The organism is Gimesia fumaroli (assembly GCF_007754425.1).
Taxonomy (GTDB): Bacteria; Planctomycetota; Planctomycetia; order Planctomycetales; family Planctomycetaceae; genus Gimesia; species Gimesia fumaroli.
Map to the genome: position 1 here is coordinate 6,808,343 of NZ_CP037452.1, position 19,657 is coordinate 6,827,999.

13 protein-coding genes are annotated in these 19,657 nt (G+C 50.7%); 8 read left to right on the forward strand and 5 right to left on the reverse strand.

Annotated elements, in window-relative coordinates:
* Positions 1–415: 415 nt before the first annotated feature.
* From Enr17x_RS25700 to Enr17x_RS25715, 4 genes are all read left to right on the forward strand, one after another.
* The gene (locus Enr17x_RS25700) at positions 416–1,234 is read left to right on the forward strand and encodes a phosphatidylinositol-specific phospholipase C/glycerophosphodiester phosphodiesterase family protein (RefSeq protein WP_145312715.1); all 819 of its coding nucleotides are present in this window, start codon (positions 416–418) and stop codon (positions 1,232–1,234) included.
* A gap of 404 nt (positions 1,235–1,638) precedes the next feature.
* Positions 1,639–2,175, forward strand: a complete 537-nt coding sequence (locus tag Enr17x_RS25705) for a hypothetical protein (RefSeq protein WP_145312717.1) — start codon at positions 1,639–1,641, stop codon at positions 2,173–2,175.
* Positions 2,176–2,432: 257 nt separating this feature from the next.
* On the forward strand, positions 2,433–3,884 hold the full coding sequence (locus Enr17x_RS25710; protein ID WP_145312719.1) for a sulfatase-like hydrolase/transferase: 1,452 nt from the start codon (positions 2,433–2,435) through the stop codon (positions 3,882–3,884).
* 74 nt (positions 3,885–3,958) lie between these two features.
* Positions 3,959–5,596, forward strand: coding sequence for an arylsulfatase (locus tag Enr17x_RS25715; RefSeq protein ID WP_145314187.1), 1,638 nt, complete (start codon positions 3,959–3,961; stop codon positions 5,594–5,596).
* Between the two features lie 12 nt (positions 5,597–5,608).
* Here Enr17x_RS25715 and Enr17x_RS25720 read toward each other — a convergent pair whose 3' ends face one another.
* Together Enr17x_RS25720 and Enr17x_RS25725 are read right to left on the reverse strand one after the other, a co-directional pair.
* Positions 5,609–9,865 carry a M56 family metallopeptidase gene (locus Enr17x_RS25720; protein ID WP_145312721.1) on the reverse strand — a complete coding sequence of 1,419 codons (4,257 nt, stop codon included), beginning with the start codon at positions 9,863–9,865 and terminating at the stop codon, positions 5,609–5,611.
* Positions 9,862–10,260, reverse strand: a complete 399-nt coding sequence (locus tag Enr17x_RS25725) for a BlaI/MecI/CopY family transcriptional regulator (RefSeq protein WP_145312723.1) — start codon at positions 10,258–10,260, stop codon at positions 9,862–9,864. Before Enr17x_RS25725 ends, Enr17x_RS25720 begins: the two co-directional genes overlap by 4 nt.
* Before the next feature lie 435 nt (positions 10,261–10,695).
* On the opposite strand from Enr17x_RS25725, the gene Enr17x_RS25730 reads away from it, so the two are divergent.
* Positions 10,696–11,145 carry a YaiI/YqxD family protein gene (locus tag Enr17x_RS25730; protein ID WP_145312725.1) on the forward strand — a complete coding sequence of 150 codons (450 nt, stop codon included), beginning with the start codon at positions 10,696–10,698 and terminating at the stop codon, positions 11,143–11,145.
* 32 nt (positions 11,146–11,177) lie between these two features.
* On the opposite strand, the gene Enr17x_RS25735 is transcribed toward Enr17x_RS25730, so the two are convergent.
* The 3 genes from Enr17x_RS25735 to Enr17x_RS25745 all read right to left on the reverse strand — a co-directional run bounded on the left by Enr17x_RS25735 (position 11,178) and on the right by Enr17x_RS25745 (position 14,593).
* Positions 11,178–11,567, reverse strand: a complete 390-nt coding sequence (locus Enr17x_RS25735) for a hypothetical protein (RefSeq protein ID WP_145312727.1) — start codon at positions 11,565–11,567, stop codon at positions 11,178–11,180.
* 67 nt (positions 11,568–11,634) lie between these two features.
* Entirely contained in the window at positions 11,635–12,630 is a 996-nt protein-coding gene (locus tag Enr17x_RS25740; protein WP_145312729.1) for a DUF1559 domain-containing protein, read from the reverse strand.
* A gap of 235 nt (positions 12,631–12,865) precedes the next feature.
* Positions 12,866–14,593 (reverse strand): SulP family inorganic anion transporter, encoded by a 1,728-nt coding sequence (locus Enr17x_RS25745; protein ID WP_145312731.1) that lies wholly within the window; start codon positions 14,591–14,593, stop codon positions 12,866–12,868.
* Between the two features lie 591 nt (positions 14,594–15,184).
* Here Enr17x_RS25745 and Enr17x_RS25750 point away from each other — a divergent pair.
* The 3 genes from Enr17x_RS25750 to Enr17x_RS25760 all read left to right on the forward strand — a co-directional run bounded on the left by Enr17x_RS25750 (position 15,185) and on the right by Enr17x_RS25760 (position 19,616).
* Positions 15,185–15,556 carry a BlaI/MecI/CopY family transcriptional regulator gene (locus tag Enr17x_RS25750; RefSeq protein ID WP_145312733.1) on the forward strand — a complete coding sequence of 124 codons (372 nt, stop codon included), beginning with the start codon at positions 15,185–15,187 and terminating at the stop codon, positions 15,554–15,556.
* A 2-nt stretch (positions 15,557–15,558) separates the two neighbouring features.
* Positions 15,559–17,835: a M56 family metallopeptidase gene (locus Enr17x_RS25755; RefSeq protein ID WP_145312735.1), complete on the forward strand. Its 2,277-nt coding sequence runs from the start codon at positions 15,559–15,561 to the stop codon at positions 17,833–17,835.
* Between the two features lie 194 nt (positions 17,836–18,029).
* The gene (locus Enr17x_RS25760) at positions 18,030–19,616 is read left to right on the forward strand and encodes a sulfatase family protein (RefSeq protein WP_145312737.1); all 1,587 of its coding nucleotides are present in this window, start codon (positions 18,030–18,032) and stop codon (positions 19,614–19,616) included.
* The last annotated feature ends 41 nt before the right edge of the window (positions 19,617–19,657 follow it).

Genomic DNA, 19,657 nt, shown 5'->3' on the forward strand with positions numbered 1-19,657 from the left:
TGAAACCCTACAAAAATAGGGATTTCGTGAAGCGTCATCAAAGCCTGATTTTACCCTTGGGCGATTACGAAACCGAAGGTTGCAGGTTCGAACCCTGCGGGGTGTACTTCATATCTCACGCTGAGAAAACTACTTACAACCCAAAGGCCTTCGTCCTCCCGACGAAGGCCTTTTTCATTCCCCCCCACGATAAATATGAGTCATCGGAGCTCCTTGATGTGAAACTTACCTGGAGTCTCTGGAAACCAGCCTCTGAATTCAATGGTCCTCTCTCAAGACCGCTGAGCTGGGTTAAGAATTGATGAATCTAAGGGCGCTGACTGGATACTCCGTTTGAAGGTCGCTAGCCTGACGGCAGATTTAACGTGCCTGGCAAACCAGGTCAGGTCAATTTGCCTGTTCAAGGGTCTGGTGAATGTTCTACTCAAAATTGTTCTCGGTTTTTCTGCTGGCGCTTGCCTGTTACGAGTCGATTGGTCTGGCAGAGCATCAGGCGAAGGCACCGCAATTTCGTGCTCATGCTCATAATGACTACTACCATAGTCGACCTCTGTTGGATGCTCTGGACAACGGCTTCTGGTCCGTGGAAGCAGATATTTTTCTGGTCGATGGAGAACTGCTCGTTGGTCATAGTCGTTCCGAGTTATCCCGAGAACGCACACTCCAAAAGCTGTATCTCAATCCGTTAAAAGAATACTTCCAGAACCATCCTCTGAAAACAGATGAGAAATCCCCGCCGTTCACCTTGCTGGTCGACATCAAAACAAACGGCGAAGAAGTTTATCCAGTACTGCGAGAACAACTTCAGAAATACAAAACGCTACTCTGCACTTTTAAAGACGGGAAAATAATACGGGGTCCGGTGCAGGTTGTGATCTCGGGGGATCGACCTGTTAAAATGATCGAAGCAGACAATCCACGATACGTTGGAATCGATGGCCGCCTGAGTGACTTGGACTCTGATAAACCATCCCACCTGATGCCACTGATCAGCGACCGCTGGACATCACATTTTCAATACCGAGGAAAGGGTCAAATGCCCAAGGCTGAGCGGGCCAGACTGAATAAAATTGTCAAGCAGGCGCATGCGGCGGGACGTCGCGTTCGATTCTGGGCGACGCCGGAGTCTGAAGAAATGTGGCAGGAACTGGTTGCTGCAGATGTAGACCACATCAATACAGACCAACTTGAAAAGCTGAATGCCTTCTTGTCACAACCAACGAATGAACATTAGTAATCTCGATACGCTGTAGTCATTCGCACGATTCTGCTGATCGAGCAATATTTTGCAGATCCGGGCAAACTTTTGCAGTTCAATTCGCCTCAGTGTTTTCGTGTTTTCGTGTTTTCTGTGATGTATAAATTCAGCTCGGGAATTAAATTTTAAAGAGTTCCCGGAGTGAACTGAATGTGCTGAAAGTGACGCAACCATATTCAAGATACTCCTTTCCGCTGAGCATTCGCTCGGACATACATCTGGGAAACGCCTCTAGACAGTAAAGCTATCATCGGGAATTTTCCTATTTCAGATCTCAGGAGATCTACTTCTATTGGGGAACTGGTATGGCGTTTGCCAATCTCTCTATTAACGCGAACAGGAAATACCTTTCATACCTTAAATAAAAGGGAGAAATCCAAATGAAAGCGCTCACTTTAAAAGCATTAACGGTAACAGCAGCGCTGGGGCTCTGTCCCCTGCTGCTGACAGCACAAGCGCAAGCTGACACTCCTGATGTGCAACTCAATTCGGGAGCCAAGATCACCGCTACCATTTTGCCGGCACCGTCCAAAACTCAAATCGATCCGATTGTACGTGAGGGAACTGCGCATCTGAATCTTGATAATGCAACTCGGGCACGGTATCGATACCACAACGCACGTTGGTTTTTTTTAACCCAACAGGGGCAGTGGCTGGTCGACGAGAATGGGACCTGGCAAGCCTTTGATCCGGAAAAGTATGACGATCTGGTGCAGTACATCAGTTCGCAAACCGATCAGAAAGCAAGCAACGAAACGTCTCAGTCTAACACGGCTTCAAACAATTGTTATTGCTATCCAACGTATCAAAGCAACTCATACAACCGATCGTACGTCCATCACAGACACCATCACCATGAGTTTGGTGGGATCCACTATGGCCACTGGGGCACAGGGTTCCGTAACGGATTCAAATAACTTTAATTGAAGGAGTTGTTAAACGAAAGACCCTGATCAACGCGTGTTGATCAGTCATGAAGGTGTGCTTAAGACAGATCAGTCATCCTTTTTGCTGATCTGTCTTTTTTGCTGCGCGGTTTCCAATACCAAATCGTATCGCATATGCTGGAGATGACAATATATCTCATTGTGTAGATGGAATTTCTCATTGTAGTCCGTCATTCCTTTGCTAAACTGGATGGTTTCACCTCTATTGAAGCTTGATCAATCATTTCATGAGAGTCATACCAGTGAAGCATCTTTTCTTTCTCTTCCTGATCTTTCTGGCACAGCCACTGTCGGCTACCGAACATCCCAATATCGTACTCGTGTTTATCGATGACATGGGCTGGGGCGACTTTTCCTGTTTTGGCAATACAAAAGCCAGCACTCCCCACATTGACAGTCTTGCCAAAGAAGGCATCCGCTTCGAACAGTTTTATGTCAATTCACCGATCTGCTCTCCCTCCCGCGTGGCGATCTCAACGGGGCAGTATCCGCATCGTCACAGGATCAGTTCTTATCTGGCCAGCCGCAAAAAAAATCAAACTCGGGGAATCGCAAACTGGCTCGATCCAACGGCACCGATGCTGGCCCGATTTCTGAAACAGGCCGGCTATGCGACTGCGCATTGCGGGAAATGGCACATGGGCGGACAACGGGACGTGAACGATGCGCCCGCCATTACCACGTACGGCTTTGATGTTTCACTGACGAACTTCGAGGGCATGGGAGCGAAGCTGCTGCCTTTGACCGAAGTGCCTCTCAAAACGGGAGGGGTGAAGAAGGGACGCATCTGGCAGGACGCCACCCGTCTGGGCGAACCGGTCGAGTGGATGCTGCGTTCCATGATCACCGGTGGTTTCGCCGACAAAGCAGTCGCGTTCATTGATCAGTCTCAAATGAATCAGCGGCCGTTCTATATTAATGTCTGGCCCGATGACGTGCATACGCCTCTGTTTCCTTCCGTCGGGAACTGGGCAGACTCTCAGCGGGGGCTCTATCTGTCCGTTCTGGAAGAGATGGACCAGCAACTGTCGCGGCTCTTTGATCGCATTCGGAAAGATGATTTATTACGTAACAATACGCTGATTCTCGTCTGCTCGGATAATGGACCTGAAAAAAATGCAGGATCGGCGGGTCCCTTCCGGGGATTGAAGGCAACTCTGTTTGAAGGGGGTATCCGTTCGCCCCTGATTGTCTGGGGGCCCGGTTTCATCGCCCCGCCTCAACGCGGCACGATTAACAAAACCTCTGTCTTCGCCGCCATCGATCTGGTGCCCTCACTGCTGGATCTGGCCGGTGTGTCTGCCCCCAAAGCAGTGCACTTTGATGGGGAAGATCTCGCGAAAACACTGATCGGCAAATCTCACCAGTCCCGATCAGCGCCGCTATTTTTCAGGCGTCCGCCGGATCGGAAAGAATTTCGCCATTTGAAAAATCTACCCGACCTGGCAGTGAGAGAGGGAAAATGGAAACTGCTGTGTGACTACGATGGCAAGCGTCCTCAGCTTTACGACTTGCAAACCGATCCCGGCGAAGCGATAAATCTCGCAGGTCAAAATCCAGAGCTGACCAGGCGGCTGATCAAGGAAATCCTCGCGTGGAATGCCACAATGCCCGCTGACGCCGGCAATCCGAACTTCAAGCTGACACACAAAAACGCTGAACAGAAACAGACAAAGTAACTATTTTTGAAAGAAACATGAACGTGATGCGCACCACAACCATGATTTATTCTTCAGTCTTTCTACTCTGTGTGATGTTCGTCGCAGGGCAGTCCGCTCCCGCTGCTGCCGCAGAGCGACCTAATATCATTCTGATTCTGGCGGATGACCTGGGTTATTCGGATTTAGGCTGTTATGGCGGTGAGATCCAGACGCCTCACATCGACTCGCTGGCGGCTGGCGGCGTCCGCTTTACGCAGCTCTACAACTCGGCACGCTGTTGCCCCACGCGGGCTTCGCTGATGACGGGCCTCTATCCTTCGCAGGCAGGCATTGGTGATTTCACGACACCACGGCCCAACAAAAAACGTGGGCCGGGATATCTGGGACGCTTAAACAATCGCTGTGCCACCATGGCGGAAGTCTTGAAACCTGCCGGCTATGGCTGCTACTACGTCGGCAAGTGGCACATGCATCCGGAAACCGGGCCAATAAAACGGGGCTTCGATGAATTCTATGGATACACGAAAGGCCATTCGCACGATCAATATGATGCGGACTATTACATTCGTTTGCCTCAGGGACGGAAAAAAGAAATCGACCCGCCCGCTAATCAATATTATGCCACCGATGTCTTCAACCAGTACGCGTTGGAGTTCATTCGGCAAGGGCAGAAGAGCGACAAGCCCTGGTTTCTGTTTCTCGGTCATTCTTCGCCTCACTTTCCTGTGCAGGCACCCGCTGAACGTGCTGACAAATACGAAGCAACCTATCGGCGTGGCTGGGACGAGCTCCGTGCGGAACGATATGACCGCATGCAGCAACTCGGCTTGATCGACGGTAAACATTGGAAACTGACTCCCCGTTCCATCGTACCCGTTGATCGTGACGATATCGCCAACGGGTTTTCCGGCCAGCAGAATCCTGCCTGGAATTCATTGGATGAAGCACGCCAGCAAGACCTGGCACGACGCATGGCTGTGTTTGCTGCGATGGTGGAGGGTGTTGATACAGGAGTCGGTCAGATCATTGATCACTTGAAAAAAACAGAGGACTTTGAGAATACTTTAATTCTCTTCCTCAGTGATAACGGCGCCTGTTATGAATGGGGGCCGTTCGGCTTTGATGGTCGCTCCCGAAAAGGGATCACTACCCTGAGAACGGGCGTCGAGCTAAGAAAGACCGGGGGGCCGGGAACCCATCAGTCTTATGGCAGCGGCTGGGCCAATCTGGGAAACACCCCGTTCCGGCTTTACAAACATTTCACGCACGAAGGGGGCATCAGCAGTCCCTTCATCGCGCATTGGCCTCAAGGAATCGATAAGTCAAACCGCTGGGTTCGTGATCCAGCACACGTCATGGATCTGCTGCCCACACTGATCGAGGTCGCGGGAGCAACCTATCCAAAGCAACAAAAGGGAACCACGATAACGCCCCTTGAAGGAATGAGCCTGCTGCCCGCCATGCGCGGCGAACAACTTCCAGAGCGAACAATCGGATTTGATCATCAGGCCGCGCATGCGTTACGGAAAGGGGACTGGAAAATCGTCTGGTCAAAACGAATGCCAACGGAAATCAAGTGGGAACTCTATAATCTGGCTGATGATTGCTGTGAGTTGAACGACCTCGCAGAGAAATATCCCGAGCGCGTGCAAGCGATGGCAGCCGAATGGGAGACCTGGGCGCGGCACGTTGGTGTCACTTGGAATGATGGAAAGAAAAAAAGACCTTAGATTAAGTCGCTACTACTTAACCTTCGTTTTTTCTTCAAACTTGCGACGCCGCTCGCGGGATGATTCACGCATCAATTCCAGCTGCAGACTCTGTTGTTCGGACAGGGGGCCTAAGCCAAGCTCTCGTTTTTCGCCGGGCATCATGTTGACGGACGCACCGGGTAGCGAAATGCCGCCGCCATCTGGTTGTTTGAAACTGCGACTGATGGTGGCCCGATAGAGGGGAGGAATCTGGTTATAGACAAAACCCATTTCTTTCACCTCTTGAGGCAAGTCGTCCCAATACTGGTTGAACACAATCTCAGGCCAGCCCAGGTTCGCATCAATTCGATTGGTCAGATTTACTGTCTGTATTTCGTTGGGAACTTTCCCCAGTTCGGTTTTCAGGCCAGCCCAGGGAAGTAGTTTAATTTTTCGATCTGCGGGAATCTGATCGTTGCGGACAAGCGAAAAACCAGCATCGGGGTGCAATGCGAGTAAATAGAACTTTTCCTCATTGGCTGGATAAAGATCAAATTGCCCCTTGGAGTCAGACAGTGTCATGACGTGTTCGAGCCGATTGCGAATTCGTCCCAGTACCAGGACGACGTGATAGGCCTGATAGGAGATGGAGGAATCGACGGGTAAGATTAAAGCTACCTCAGCATCTTCGATGGGCGTCCCCTTTTGATCGACGATTGTGCCGATCATTTTGTTTTGAGGATCGGGTTTTAAATCGGCGGCCGTTTTGATCTGGTCATAACGAAAGTCGGTCCGCGGCCACAGGCTCCCTTCACTGTGTCCCGCAAACTTATACTTGCGCGTCAGTTCCCACATTTTTGCTTTTGCTGCTTGATACCCATCGGATAACATAGTCCCACGAGTAAAATAAAACGCAGGTCTGATGAGGGATGTGTCAGGTAGCGTTTTGAATAAATCGTCGATTTCATCCCAAGTGATGATCTCCTTACCTTCCAGTAGAATGACATGTTTTGCGATGACAAAAGACAACTTGGCAGCAGGAGGCTTCTTTACTGGAATAGATGTGTCTGCATTGATTTTCTTTTTGATCTGAGCAGCGGGTTTTCTTTTGTTCTCCTCAACTTTGGGAGTTGTGGCTTCTCCCTTGTTACCTTCACTCTCTGGCAGTTGTGACAAATCGAACTCCACACGCGTCTCTTGAGTGGAATCAATGTCCACAGTCTTCACAGGACCAGAGGGATAATTCAAAGAAACGCTCACCCGCTGTTTTTCGTTACCTGCATTGAGGTCCATCGCCAGTCCTAGAAATTTGGCAATGCCCCCCTCATCAGTCGGTTCAATTTGAACATCCGCGCCAATTGATCCAGTATAGCGAATCTGATTACGCGTGCCTGGATTCAAAAGCAGAACAGCCGTCTGTCGCAGAGCGACATAGGCTTTTCCTTTGATCTGTGTCAGTTGACTCAAGTCGCCTTTGATTTTGACGATGAGATCGTGGCGTTTCGGAATGACAATCCGCTTGGTTTGACCAGGCTGAAAATCCTTAACAATCACGCGGGCTCCGTTTTTTGCTTCGATTACAAATAGATAGTCTGCATTTTTTGAAAGCTCTGCCAGTTCAAAACGGCCTTGCGCATCAGTGGTTGTGATCAGTTTTCCCCAGTAACGTCCTCTCGCTGTTTTGATCGATTCAGAATAACTGAAGGAACCTCCTCCCTGATCAATTTTATCTCTGAGAAACAGATTGGCGCCCACCAATGGTTTGCCTGCGGTATCTACGACCACACCTGTGGTTTTCGGAGTGGGAGTCAGCGTCAATGTCGTCTCTTTTTGTGAACGTAAATCCTGAGCCCTGGCCTGTAACGGTTCATACCCCGGTGCTGACACATAAATTGTATAGTTCTGATCAGCCAGATGCTCCAGCAATGACGCCCCATTTGCATTGGTCGTCTGTTTCTGACCTCCACCACTTGCGTGCCCAAACCATTCAGGACCTGCAGAAACCGTGGCTCCTGCGATCGGTTCCTGTTTCTCATTTTGTACGCGCAATAAATGTGAGAACCCCGGTTTGAGGACAATCGTGACATCATCACGCTGTTCCCCCGATTTTAATTCCAAAGGCCCGACGAGCACGGGAGCATAACCTTCGGCGATATATCTCAACCAGGTCTTCCCTGGGAGAAATTTCGTTGAGAAGCGGTCCACATACTGATTGATAGTTCCTACGCTGCCTTTTCTTTTGTAGTACAGATAACCTTTTGTGGTTGCCGGTGATCCATCCTCAAGAACGATCCGCCCTGATACCATAGCACTCTCAGCAGGCGAAGGAGAGTTAGCTGCCGCGGTGTTATTTTCTGCCGTCTTCTGTTTTGCTTGTGGATTCAACGGCAGGTTCTTGATTTCGAGATACTCAAACGGTCTGCTCTGAAATTCGAAGCGATCCAGTTGTTCAAGTTTCAGGTCACCGAAACGTGCCTTGTAGATAGAGTAGGCTCCCTGAGTGAAGCTCGTATTTGATCTCATGCCGGAGCGATGAATTTCACCTTGCTTGTCGATAGCGACGATTCGAATTTCGCGGTCCTGGATATCATGCATAGCAACCACAACAATATCACCCTGCTGGGTAAAGGGCCCCGACATCTGTGCGTGATACACGATCGGCTGATTCTGTCGTAAAGCGGATTCGGTGAGCCCTATATCCCCAAAGCTATTATCCGCGTCCATTTTGATTTTGGTTTCCCACTTGCCATTGGCAAGACCCACACGCAAATCAACTGACTTCAGGTCCTGATTCGCGGCAAAGACCTGGGCATAATACCCTTTGGATCTTTCTTCTCCCTTTAAAGCGACAAATGCACTGCCAGCTGGTTCTTTGTTAGAAACGGTCCAGCTGAGCTTCGCATTTTGAGGCAGGTTTTTCACACGAAATACGAGTTGCCGACCAATTTGATTTTCATTCACGGGGATAGATACACCATGCACCCGATACGGACGCGGTGACAGTGCAGTACCTTCAGTATCCCACCAGCGCTGCGGCGTTTCTGCATAAGTCCCGATCGAAAGGACTTCGACATTGCCACTCAGAGAATAGGGCTGGGTTGAATCTGCTCCCGTTTTTACTTCTGCTTCCTGCTGCACCAATTCTGGCGCCGCCGTTTTCTCGGCGTACGTTGACCAGATGGCAGGACCGCCGATCAGCAGCAGTGCGATCAACGCACAAAACATGCTGCGACGCACCCGAAGTGGCTCTCGGAGTGGTTCGCCGAACAATCGCGCCACACGTCGACGGATCTCAGAAGGGGCAGGCCCATCCACGGCCAATGCCATCAGTTCCCGTTGCCGCTCCTGATCATATTCGGACAGTTCAACGACTCTCAATAAAGCGGTCGCGTAATGAACTTTTCGTTCGAATTGGGGCTGGCACTCATCCAGACAAGTCAGTTCATCACAGCAATATTCACGAAGCCGGCTGATCCGACGGCTTAAGAACCAGAGAGACGGATTAAAAAACAATAACGCTTCTGACAGACGCTGTAACAGATTGACCCACATGTCATACCGATAGATATGTGCCAGTTCATGTGCCAGAATCAATTCCAGCTGTTGAGGCGTTAATCCGCTGATGATGGATGTCGGCAAAAGTATTGTGGGGCGTATCAGCCCCACGACTGCAGGAACGAGAACGTGCTCGCTCAATGACAATTCTGGCATATTCTTCAGAGGCCAGCGTTTGGTGAGCTTTCGCAGGGAGTCGACAGCCGAGCCGGTTTCGAGTTTCTCCGCAGAGAGACAGAGACGGTTAATATACAACATCGATCGGAACAGCCTGCAAAACATCAAGCCCGCTACCAGAAAATACAGGACAATGACCCAGGGACTGATCTGAATCCATTCCGTTCTGGCGACCGGAACCTCAGACTCACGGTCGCTTGACTTTATTTCAGAGGAATAAGTCAGCGGTGTTTCTCTTATTGGAACATCGACCAATGCCGGGGATGCGGCTTGATGTCTGGGGCGTTCTGAATCCGACAAGACCTCCGGTTGCGACGAAATTGGTCTCGATTTCTGAGCAACGATATCGAAACTGCGCGACGCTCCCGTCATCGAATAAGTCAACGGTACCGCCAATAGTCCCACCAGTAGTGCAGCGACATTGATCGCATAACGCCGCTCGACACGATGGTTAATCCGGAACTGTTCCAGGCACCAGACGGCTGTCAGAATCACCGCAAATTGCCAGACCGAATGCAATAGAGTCAAACAAAGCCGGGCACTGAATGCGGGATCTATCAAAGTCTGACCGATCATTTCGACTGCCCCTTTTCTTTGCGTGCAATCAGCTTTCGAAGTTCAGCAAGTTCGCTGGAATTGATGTCGGTTGTTTCCAGCAAATTGAGCATCATGGCGGAAGGGGAACCATCGAATAAACGCGATAATAAATCTCCCATGAAATTTCCCGCCACATTCTCCTTCTTTACTTTGGGAGAGAACAGGAACGACTTGCCATCCTTCTTCCGCCGTAACAGACCTTTGTCGTACATGATATTCAAAGTCGTAATCACCGAACTATGTGCCAGCGGCCGATCAGCGTCCGTTTCGAGTTTCGCACGCACCTCACGAACGGGGAGCGGAGATTCCTCCCATAAAATCTTCAGGATCTCCAATTCCAGTTTTGTCGGGTGTTCTGAGCCGGGGCGCGCCATCGACGTATTCCTGTTCCTTGACGAATTTGAATGAAACAAACATTCTATATCTAATTAATTAGACGATCTTACCGCAAAAGCACGTCCCGTCAACACCATCTTCTATAAAATTAGATGATTCAGACGGAGAGACTGCCGTCAGACCCCATCGGGAGCCCACGATTTCCATTAAAAAGCGTTTTGCAGATCAGGAGTGAATATTTATAATAAACCCCTGAAAAAGTGCATTTCCATCGGAACTTTGCATCCTGACCACGTATTGACGATAAGGCCTGAGAAAAACAGAGATATCCGCTCATCTATTTTTCTGACTCCGATACCAAACAGGTAACGAATGGTGGTTTTGCATCATTCATAAAACCTTTGTATAAGGAAATACGAAACGCAGTAAATTGGCTTCCGTCGAACTTTGTGAACATCAAGGAAGAATAGAAAATGAAAATCTGGGTAGACGCGGATGCCTGTCCGGGCGAAATTAAAGAGTTGTTATTTCGCGCTGCAGAACGCACCAACACCAGAATGACGCTTGTCGCGAACCAGCCCCTGCGAATACCGCGCTCCAAGTTGATCGACAGCCTGCTCGTTCCCCCCGGATTAAATGTCGCCGATCAACGCATCGTCGAATTGGTTCAACCCGGCGATCTGGTGATTACCGCCGATATTCCACTCGCTGCTGATGTCGTCGCAAAAAATGCTCAGGCTCTGAATCCGCGAGGCACACTTTATACCGATGCGAATATCGGCGCCATACTGGCTTCGCGAGACTTAATGGATGATCTGCGCGGCGAAGGGGTGATCACGGGCGGTCCCAGTAACTTCAATGCTAAAGATCGTCAGGCCTTCGCCAATCAACTCGACCGCTGGCTGACCGCATCGAAAAAATAAAATGCGCGAAAACGCGATACACGCTGCTCGCTTTACATACCAGAAATCTGATCGCGGGCTTCTTGCCATTCCAGACTTTCCGGAATATCCAGGACGACAGGTTCCTCTCCAACCGTCACATCAGCGACTTCTGCGCGAGCACCACTGATATAGGCGTAAACCGTGTAATCACCTGGTGGCACCGCTGAGAGATAAGTAAAGCTGACATGGTCATCCCGGACCGGGAATACATGTGGTTCCGCATCCTCTTGTTTCGGCCAATACACCACATTCAAAATATCGCCGTTAGTCAGGGTACCTGAAACTCTGGTTCCATCAGGGAGTTCTATGTCAGGCTCCTGCGAACACGCGGAAAGTCCAACCACCAGAACCAAAACAGATAGCAGCAGAGTGAAAACAAAGCGTAATCGAAACATGGTCATGATGAATAAGATCCTGGAAAAGAAGTGCAACGGAAACGAAGCCAGTGAATAGAATTGCCTGTGAGAATCAGTATTCTCCCAGCACTTCACCCCCCGCGCGTGTGCCCAGTGCACGGCAGATTGATCGATCCAGATTATCACTTAGAAATCGAACCGAGCCATCGGCCAGTAAACCATGCGAGCCCCCCGTATGCATACTCCGCATCGGCAATGCATAAGCGGGACCGTTTACCGTACCGGGACAGTGGGGGCAATTCCCATCACGCTGGCAGTCAGCAGCCGGGTGATTGGGCGGACGTCCCATAACAATGTAGTTCCGGCCTTCTTTCGTCGACCAGTCTTTTCCTCGATACGTCAGCGGGTTCGAGCCGTTATTGGAAGAGTCTGCCAGGCAGTCACTGCCTACGGCTGAACCACCCTGATTCCAGTATTTATCCTGATGACTCATCTCACCATACGCCAGCGTATTCGACAGCCCATCAGTCACGTCTTTAAATTTGAGTTTCTCTGTCCAGAACAACCCGCCTTTCAAACCATTGGCAGGACTCCCCGGATTGGCAACCTGATGCGAACCAGAAACCGGCAGATAGGATGTCTGTCGTTTATTATTGGAGATCTCTAAATCAGAAGGGCACTGCAGAGGCGCCAGCCTCACATTCGTAACCGCACGATTCGCAGTCCCCCCGGAAGTCGACCAGAAGTCCTTAGGCGGATTTTCAAATTCAAGTTGATTGTAAAGATTCGCCTGATCAAAGTAGGGCAGCATCAACGCCGTCGCGCTCCAGCCACTCGAATAACTGCAAGGCCCCCACGATGCATAACCATAGTCCCGCGAGCAGGTTCCGCCGGGAGCGATCGCACTATGTGTTTCCGCATAACTATGAATAGCCAGGCCGAGTTGTTTCATATTATTCTTACAACTGCTCCGCCGCGCTGCTTCGCGTGCCTGTTGCACAGCCGGCAACAAGAGAGCAATCAGGATCGCGATGATGGCGATCACAACCAGAAGTTCAATCAGTGTAAAGCCAGTTCGGTTCTTTAGTCGACTTTGGTTTCTAAACATGAGCACATTCCGTTCAGAAAGAAAGTTAAAAAGGATGATTCGTTATACGGTAGGATCAGCGAGGAAATTTGGGGGAGAAAACTATCTGATAGAGCATGCAGATGCCAGGCTCTCCTCTATCTTTGCATAAACGTTCACACTAGTCAACCAGTGACTATGAAACCAATGTATCTGTAATAAAAAAGCCCGAATGCAAATACATTCGGGCTTTCGATTCGATTGGCTATCTCAACACTCAAATCATCTTAGTGATGTGATAGTGCCGGTCTTCGGAAATATCAACTTCGGCAAGATCGCCGGCGCGCTCAATCATGCGTTTGCAGTCAGCATTTAAGTTCCGCAGGTGCAGGCACTTGCCTTCCTGACGATAACGTTCGGCAATTTTATTAATGGCTTCGATCGCCGACTGATCGTAAACCCGCGAAAAGTAAAAATCGATGGCCACAATCGGCGGATCATTCACCGGATCGAGCAGTTCGCGAAAACTGCTCACTGAAGCAAAGAACAATGGTCCGTGTAACTGATAGACTTTTTTATCTTCCTCGAAGTGAATGTCGGCCATCATATGCGTTGCATGATGCCAGGCAAATATCAACGCCTGCACGATGATTCCCAGTAAAACCGCAACAGCCAGATTATGGAACAGCACCGTGTAACCGGCGACCAGCACCATCACCAGCACATCGCTTTTGGGAACCTTGTTCCAGGTATGCAGCGTGCTCCATTCAAACGTGCCGATCACGACCATGAACATCACCCCTACCAGCGCCGCCATCGGCACCATTGAGATCACCGGCTTCAACAAAACCACCAGTGTCATTAATCCGACGGCTCCGACAACCCCGGAAAGACGCCCGCGCCCCCCGGAATTCACGTTGATCAGTGACTGTCCGATCATCGCGCACCCCCCCATACCGCCAAACAGACCACAGACAATGTTTGCAGCCCCCTGGCCGATACACTCGCGATTTCCGCTGCCCCGCGTCTCCGTGATTTCATCAATCAGCGTCAGCGTCATCAGTGATTCAATCAACCCGACACCCGCTAGAATCAATGCGAACGGCAGAATGATCATCAGTGTTTCCCACGTGAACGGGGCAAGGACATAACGCGAGTCCAGGAAGAATAGCATCGGCAGCGGCTCTTCCGTCGCTTTCACCGAAGCGACGGCGGATGCGATTTGTGCTTCACTCAAAACAGAAACGTCAACGGCTTGATTCTCTTCAGCCTGACTTCTGGCACTATCTGGTGATTCTGCTGCAACAGCGGCATCCTTGACGGCGTTGGCTCTCAGGTTATTCATCATCAGGTCGTCAACCGTCTGCACCACGTTAGTCTGACCGGCGGGAGTCCAGTTCTCGGGAGCAAATTTATTGATGCTCACGGCAATCACAGACACCATGATAATCGCCGCCAGTGAACTCGGAACCGCTTTCGTCAGTTTAGGCAGCAATACAATCACAGCCATCGTCAGCGCGACCAGTGCCACCATAATCGACATCGAAGCACCGGGCAGGAACGTCATCGTTCCATCGATTCCCAGTGTCTTAAAGCTGCCAATTTGCGCCAGGCCAATCACAATCGCCAGACCATTCACGAATCCCAGCATCACCGAATGCGGCACCAGGCGAATCAATTTCCCCAGCCGCAATACACCCACGGTAATTTGCAGCAAGCCACACAGAATGACAGCCGGGAACAAATATTGAATCCCATGCATGGCAACCAGTGAAACAATCACCACGGCCATCGCACCGGTGGCTCCGGAAATCATCCCCGGGCGACCGCCGGCAAGGGCACTTACAAATCCGATAAAGAATGCGGAATAGAGACCGACCGTTGGAGGAACTCCGGCAACAAATGCAAATGCGACCGCTTCCGGCACCAGTGCCAGTGCAACGGTCAAACCCGATAACACATCATCCTTGACGGAAGCAGTATGCTTCGAAAAATACTCTAACATCAAAACTCCAATACACGTTCTCAAAATCTGTCTGCACAGTCAGCCTGAACGGCGAACGCATTCGCCTGCAGACTCTCCATGCTAACGCTGGAAAAGGGGCGCACATTGAACAAACCGCTCGAGTGCAAAAGCAGACTTGTCTTCCAGACAAAGTTGGAACAACAAGGGTTAGCAACACAATCTGTTAACTGTTTTGATTCAAACAGAACCTTTCGACGATACGCAGGACCATCTCAGGGAGCGCGTTGCAGGAAACCAGGTGGGACGTTGAAGGGATCAACTGATTGAATTGAGGTGCGTAACGGCCCTCAGTTCAATATCCATGCACCACTTTTAGTCGATCTCCACAGCCATAACAAGCACGATTCTCGAAGATCTTCTGATTTTATGCCACTTTCACGCGATATTCACACGAATCATGCGGCATTTCAGAGCTCAACTCAGTAAATACACAGATCCACCAGGTCTATCGAAATGGCAATCAATCTAGAATCGGACCAACTATACACTCGTTTTCAGACCGGTTCCTCTTGACACCGTTTACATTTGTAGTTAATTACACTTGTAAACACTCACAGAGGAGCCTTCAAAATGAAACAGATTTCCATATCCGACGCCGAATGGCAGGTCATGAATATCGTCTGGGACGGCCAGCCACTCACGTCACAGGAAATTGTTGCCCGTCTGTCCGACCAGACCGACTGGGCCACTCCCACCATCAAAACCATGCTGCATCGCCTCGTCAAAAAAGAGGTGCTCACGTTTGAAGAGCAGGGCAACCGGTATGTCTATCGCTCTCGCGTCAAACGTTCCGCCTGTGTGAAACAGGCCAGCCGCGCGTTTTTAGAACGCGTTTTCGACAGCGAGCCCGCACCCTTACTCGCACACTTCATGCAAACCACCAAACTCTCTGCAGAGGAAATTGCAGAACTCCGCCGCATTCTCGATGACAAGGAACGTTGATCATGAATGGATTCCTGCTGACTGCGAATGTCTACGTTGAACTCACCGATAAAATCCTGGAACTGTTGATCATACCCACTATCACCGCAGGTCTGTTGGCGGGACTCGTGCTGCTCGTCAACCTTTTCGCACGGAAATGGCTGACCGCGGGACAGATGGGACTGCTCTGGGCGCTCGTTCTCATCAGACTCGCCATCCCCTACGGCGCCGCTCCCGAAAGTTCCTTCAGCCTGACCAATCTGGTTTTCGGATTCATCGAAGAAGCAACGGCTGATGAGTCGCCCCGTGATGGGTACGAAGCATATGCGTTGCAACCACTGCCGGAACCCTGGCCCGTCCCAGATGCAACTCCGGCTCTCGCTAACACAACTCAGATGAATCAATTTCAGTTCCATGAACCGCGCCCGCCTGAAGTCAGTTTCACCAAAACGTTTTTTGAGTATTTCGTCACGTTTCTCGAATGGTTTTTCCGTATCCTGCCACCACTGTGGTTTGCAGGCGCTTTGTTTCTTCTGATTCAAACCTTGATTTCTCATGGCCGCTTTACTCAAAAAATCCAGCAACTGCCGGCTTGTACGAATCAGCGATTGCTCCAACTCTGGAACACCTGTTGTGAAAAAGTGTCATTCCGCCGTTCTGTCCCTTTGATTCTCTGCGACGATATCGCTCAACCCTCCGTCATGGGAGCCCGCACCCCCCGGCTACTGCTCCCCACCGATCTCACAGAACTCTCCGACCAGCAACTGACGCTGATCATGCTCCACGAGTTGGCGCATCTTAAGCAGCGGGACTTGTGGGTCAACTGGTGTCTGTTCGGCCTGCGTCTGCTGCACTGGTGGAATCCCCTCTACTGGCTGGCGAGCACCCGTTACCAGTCACTCCGCGAACAATCCCGCGATGCCATGGTCCTCCGCTGGCGGGAACAGCAATCTCCCGACAGCGCTGAATGCAATCCGTCCCGCGAGTTCAGCGAGCTCCTGCTCATCCTCGCCCAGCGCGATCCCGGCGCCCACTGGCGCGTCTCATTGCCGGTCTCCCTGTTAGGGTTTCTGAAGTTCCCGTTTCGCAAGCGGTCTCTCGCCAACCGACTGAAAGCACTCCGCACCGCAACGGTGAAAGTGCACCCCCTGCACACCACAGCCGTCATTCTCGTCATCGCCCTCTTCGCTGCCACAGGACTGGCAGACGTAAAAGATCCTCCTCCCCAACCACAAAACCCGGCGGAACACGATCGCCGTCTGAACCTGTATGCCAACCTCGACCTACCGGAGGTCTTTAACACAACAGATTCCGAACCGCTCCAACTAAGAACAATTCAAGTCGAAAACGTCGTTCGAAAAATTTCAGATCATCACGGCATTTCCGAAGCAGAGGCCCAAAAATACCTGTTGATTCACGTCGATTTTCTTCTGGGAATACACAACCGAACATATACGTATTTTGGGAAACCACTCAAGCAGGCCTCTGCAAAATATGATCAGCAAAACCGACTTGTCGTCCACGCCCCCAATTCGCTCCACGGAGAACTGCACCAGCAACTCCGCGCCTGGGAACAGAGTGGCCCAAAACAGATTTCCATCGAAGTCCGTTTTGCAGAACTCTCTACCGACGTCCTCGCGAAGTCGCACATCACCTGGGATGCACTGGAAGCAGATGTCGCGCCCCCCTTAGAGTCAGACTTTGAAACCCTCTCTAATTCCCGGGAGCCAGTGGTAAAATCGAGTGCCATAATCGAAGAATATTTCCCGGTCCGAGTCACCACATTAACCCCAGCCCAGGAAGCACAATTTATTCAAGCCGCTCAGAGTGATTCGCGCAGCAACATCATGTTTGCCCCCAAGGTCACTCTCTTTAACGGCCAGCGTGCCACCATCTCCGATCTCGTCAGCCGTCCTTTTGTCATCGGCCTGAAGAAACAGGAAGGGGAGCAGCTGCAACCCCGGATTAAAGCCATCGACGAAGGCCGGAATCTCACGCTGAGAACTGTCGTCTCCGCTTCTGGAGACGAAGTAAATCTCAAAGGGTTATTTGAACTGAGCCAGATTGTGGATGTCAATTTATTTACCACCCCGGTCGCCGGAAAAGATGCCGTCATTCAAATTCCCCGTGTCCACCGGCAGCGAATTTCTGTCGCGTCCCAGTTGAAAGATCAGCAATGTCTGCTCATCTGCATCCCCCCCACATTTCAACAGAAGCAGTTTCAATACGTTATCCTGAGAGTGCAGATTCTCGATGAACCCAAGCAGGAGTCTTCGCCGGAAGTTCCTTTTGATGAATGACAGAACGGCTGTAGAGTCGTCGTGAAAATAGAAACTGCTCTACAGCCTGTTCCACTTTCTTAACCTCAATAATAAAATCAATGCGCGGCTGCTTTGAGAAAACCTGCCCCAAGTTTACTGGCATCCGGTCCCGGCACTCGTTATTCTGAAATCATCTCCCATGATATTTTTCATCATACATAAAGGTGATTTCCATGTTTCGTGCGTTCCTCGTTCTCTGCTGTCTCTTTGTCTCTACACAGACATTCGCCGCTGAGCGGCCCAATATTTTATTCCTCTTCACTGACGACCATGCCCCGCATGCCATCGGTGCTTACAAAGGTTTTCTGGAGAAAGTTAACCCGACTCCCAACATCGACAAACTCGCCGCCGAAGGTATGCTGTTCAAAAACAGCTTCTGCACAAACTCCATCTGTGGCCCCAGCCGCGCCGTGATTCTAACCGGCAAGCACAGCCACATCAATGGCTTCATGACCAACCGCGACCGCTTTAACGGCGACCAGCAGACCTTTCCCAAACTCCTGCAAAAAGCAGGTTACAAAACCGCAATGATCGGCAAATGGCATCTCTCATCCGATCCGCAAGGCTTCGATCACTGGAAGGTCCTTCCCGGTCAAGGCGACTACTACAACCCCGCGTTCAAAACTCCTCAAGGCCGCGAACAGGTCGAAGGCTACTGCACCGACATCGTCACCGATATGGCCCTCGACTGGTTGAAAGAAAACGCCGACTCCGGCAAGCCGTTCATGCTGATGTGTCAACACAAAGCACCGCACCGTACCTGGATGCCACCGATCCGCCATTTAAATCTCTACGATGACATCACCATCCCCGAACCGAAAACGCTGTTTGACCAGTGGGAAGACAACGCCAGTCCTGCCCGGCACGCCGAGATGTCCATCGACGGCTATATGAATCTCGTCTACGATGTCTTCGGACCGCCCATCAACGGCTGGGATCCGAACGTCGGCAAATCGATGGATAAATCCGGCTTCCGTAATCTGAAAAAGATGACACCGGAACAACTCAAAGCCTGGAACGCTGCCTTCGATCCTAAAAACGAAGCACTCAAAAAAGCTGGCCTCACCGGCAAAGATCTCGTCCGCTGGAAGTACCAGCGGTACATGAAAAACTACCTGCGTTGTGTCAAAGGGGTCGACGAAAACATCGGTCGCATGCTGGCCTACCTCAAAGAAACGGGTCTCGATAAAAACACCATCGTCGTTTATTCCTCCGACCAGGGATTCTATCTCGGCGATCATGGCTGGTACGACAAACGCTGGATGTATGAAGAATCATTCAAGATGCCGTTGATCGTCAAATGGCCCGGCGTCACCAAGCCCGGCACCGTGAATACCGACATGGTCCAGAACCTCGACTACGCCGAAACCTTCCTCGATATCGCCGGTGCCGACATCCCCGACGATATGCAGGGCCGCTCGCTGGTCCCGCTGCTTAAAGGTGAAAACACCGACTGGCGGCAGGCGTTGTATTACCACTATTTCGAATTCCCCAGCGTCCACATGGTCGCCAAACACTTCGGCATCCGCACTCAGCGCTTTAAACTGATTCGCTTCTACCAGTTCGATGAATGGGAATTCTACGATCTCGAAAAAGACCCCGAAGAACTAACCAACCAGTACAACAATCCCAAATACGCCGACGTCATCGCCCAACTGAAACCGCAGTTAATAGAACTACGCAAAACCTACAAAGACGATTCCGACATCAGCGTCAAACCGCTCGCATGGCGCAAAAAATACCGCCCCGAATTAGATTAAAAAACATTCCCCATATCACCTGCATGTGCCACTGTTGGCTT

Bases quoted from the DNA above. Each gene is read 5' to 3' on its own strand.
- Enr17x_RS25720 (WP_145312721.1), bottom strand. From the start codon at position 9,865: ATGATCGGTCAGACTTTGATAGATCCCGCATTCAGTGCCCGGCTTTGT.
- Enr17x_RS25745 (WP_145312731.1), bottom strand. From the start codon at position 14,593: ATGTTAGAGTATTTTTCGAAGCATACTGCTTCCGTCAAGGATGATGTG.
- Enr17x_RS25705 (WP_145312717.1), top strand. From the start codon at position 1,639: ATGAAAGCGCTCACTTTAAAAGCATTAACGGTAACAGCAGCGCTGGGG.
- Enr17x_RS25760 (WP_145312737.1), top strand. From the start codon at position 18,030: ATGTTTCGTGCGTTCCTCGTTCTCTGCTGTCTCTTTGTCTCTACACAG.
- Enr17x_RS25740 (WP_145312729.1), bottom strand. From the start codon at position 12,630: ATGTTTAGAAACCAAAGTCGACTAAAGAACCGAACTGGCTTTACACTG.
- Enr17x_RS25755 (WP_145312735.1), top strand. From the start codon at position 15,559: ATGAATGGATTCCTGCTGACTGCGAATGTCTACGTTGAACTCACCGAT.
- Enr17x_RS25715 (WP_145314187.1), top strand. From the start codon at position 3,959: ATGTTCGTCGCAGGGCAGTCCGCTCCCGCTGCTGCCGCAGAGCGACCT.
- Enr17x_RS25710 (WP_145312719.1), top strand. From the start codon at position 2,433: ATGAGAGTCATACCAGTGAAGCATCTTTTCTTTCTCTTCCTGATCTTT.
- Enr17x_RS25730 (WP_145312725.1), top strand. From the start codon at position 10,696: ATGAAAATCTGGGTAGACGCGGATGCCTGTCCGGGCGAAATTAAAGAG.
- Enr17x_RS25735 (WP_145312727.1), bottom strand. From the start codon at position 11,567: ATGACCATGTTTCGATTACGCTTTGTTTTCACTCTGCTGCTATCTGTT.
- Enr17x_RS25750 (WP_145312733.1), top strand. From the start codon at position 15,185: ATGAAACAGATTTCCATATCCGACGCCGAATGGCAGGTCATGAATATC.
- Enr17x_RS25725 (WP_145312723.1), bottom strand. From the start codon at position 10,260: ATGGCGCGCCCCGGCTCAGAACACCCGACAAAACTGGAATTGGAGATC.
- Enr17x_RS25700 (WP_145312715.1), top strand. From the start codon at position 416: ATGTTCTACTCAAAATTGTTCTCGGTTTTTCTGCTGGCGCTTGCCTGT.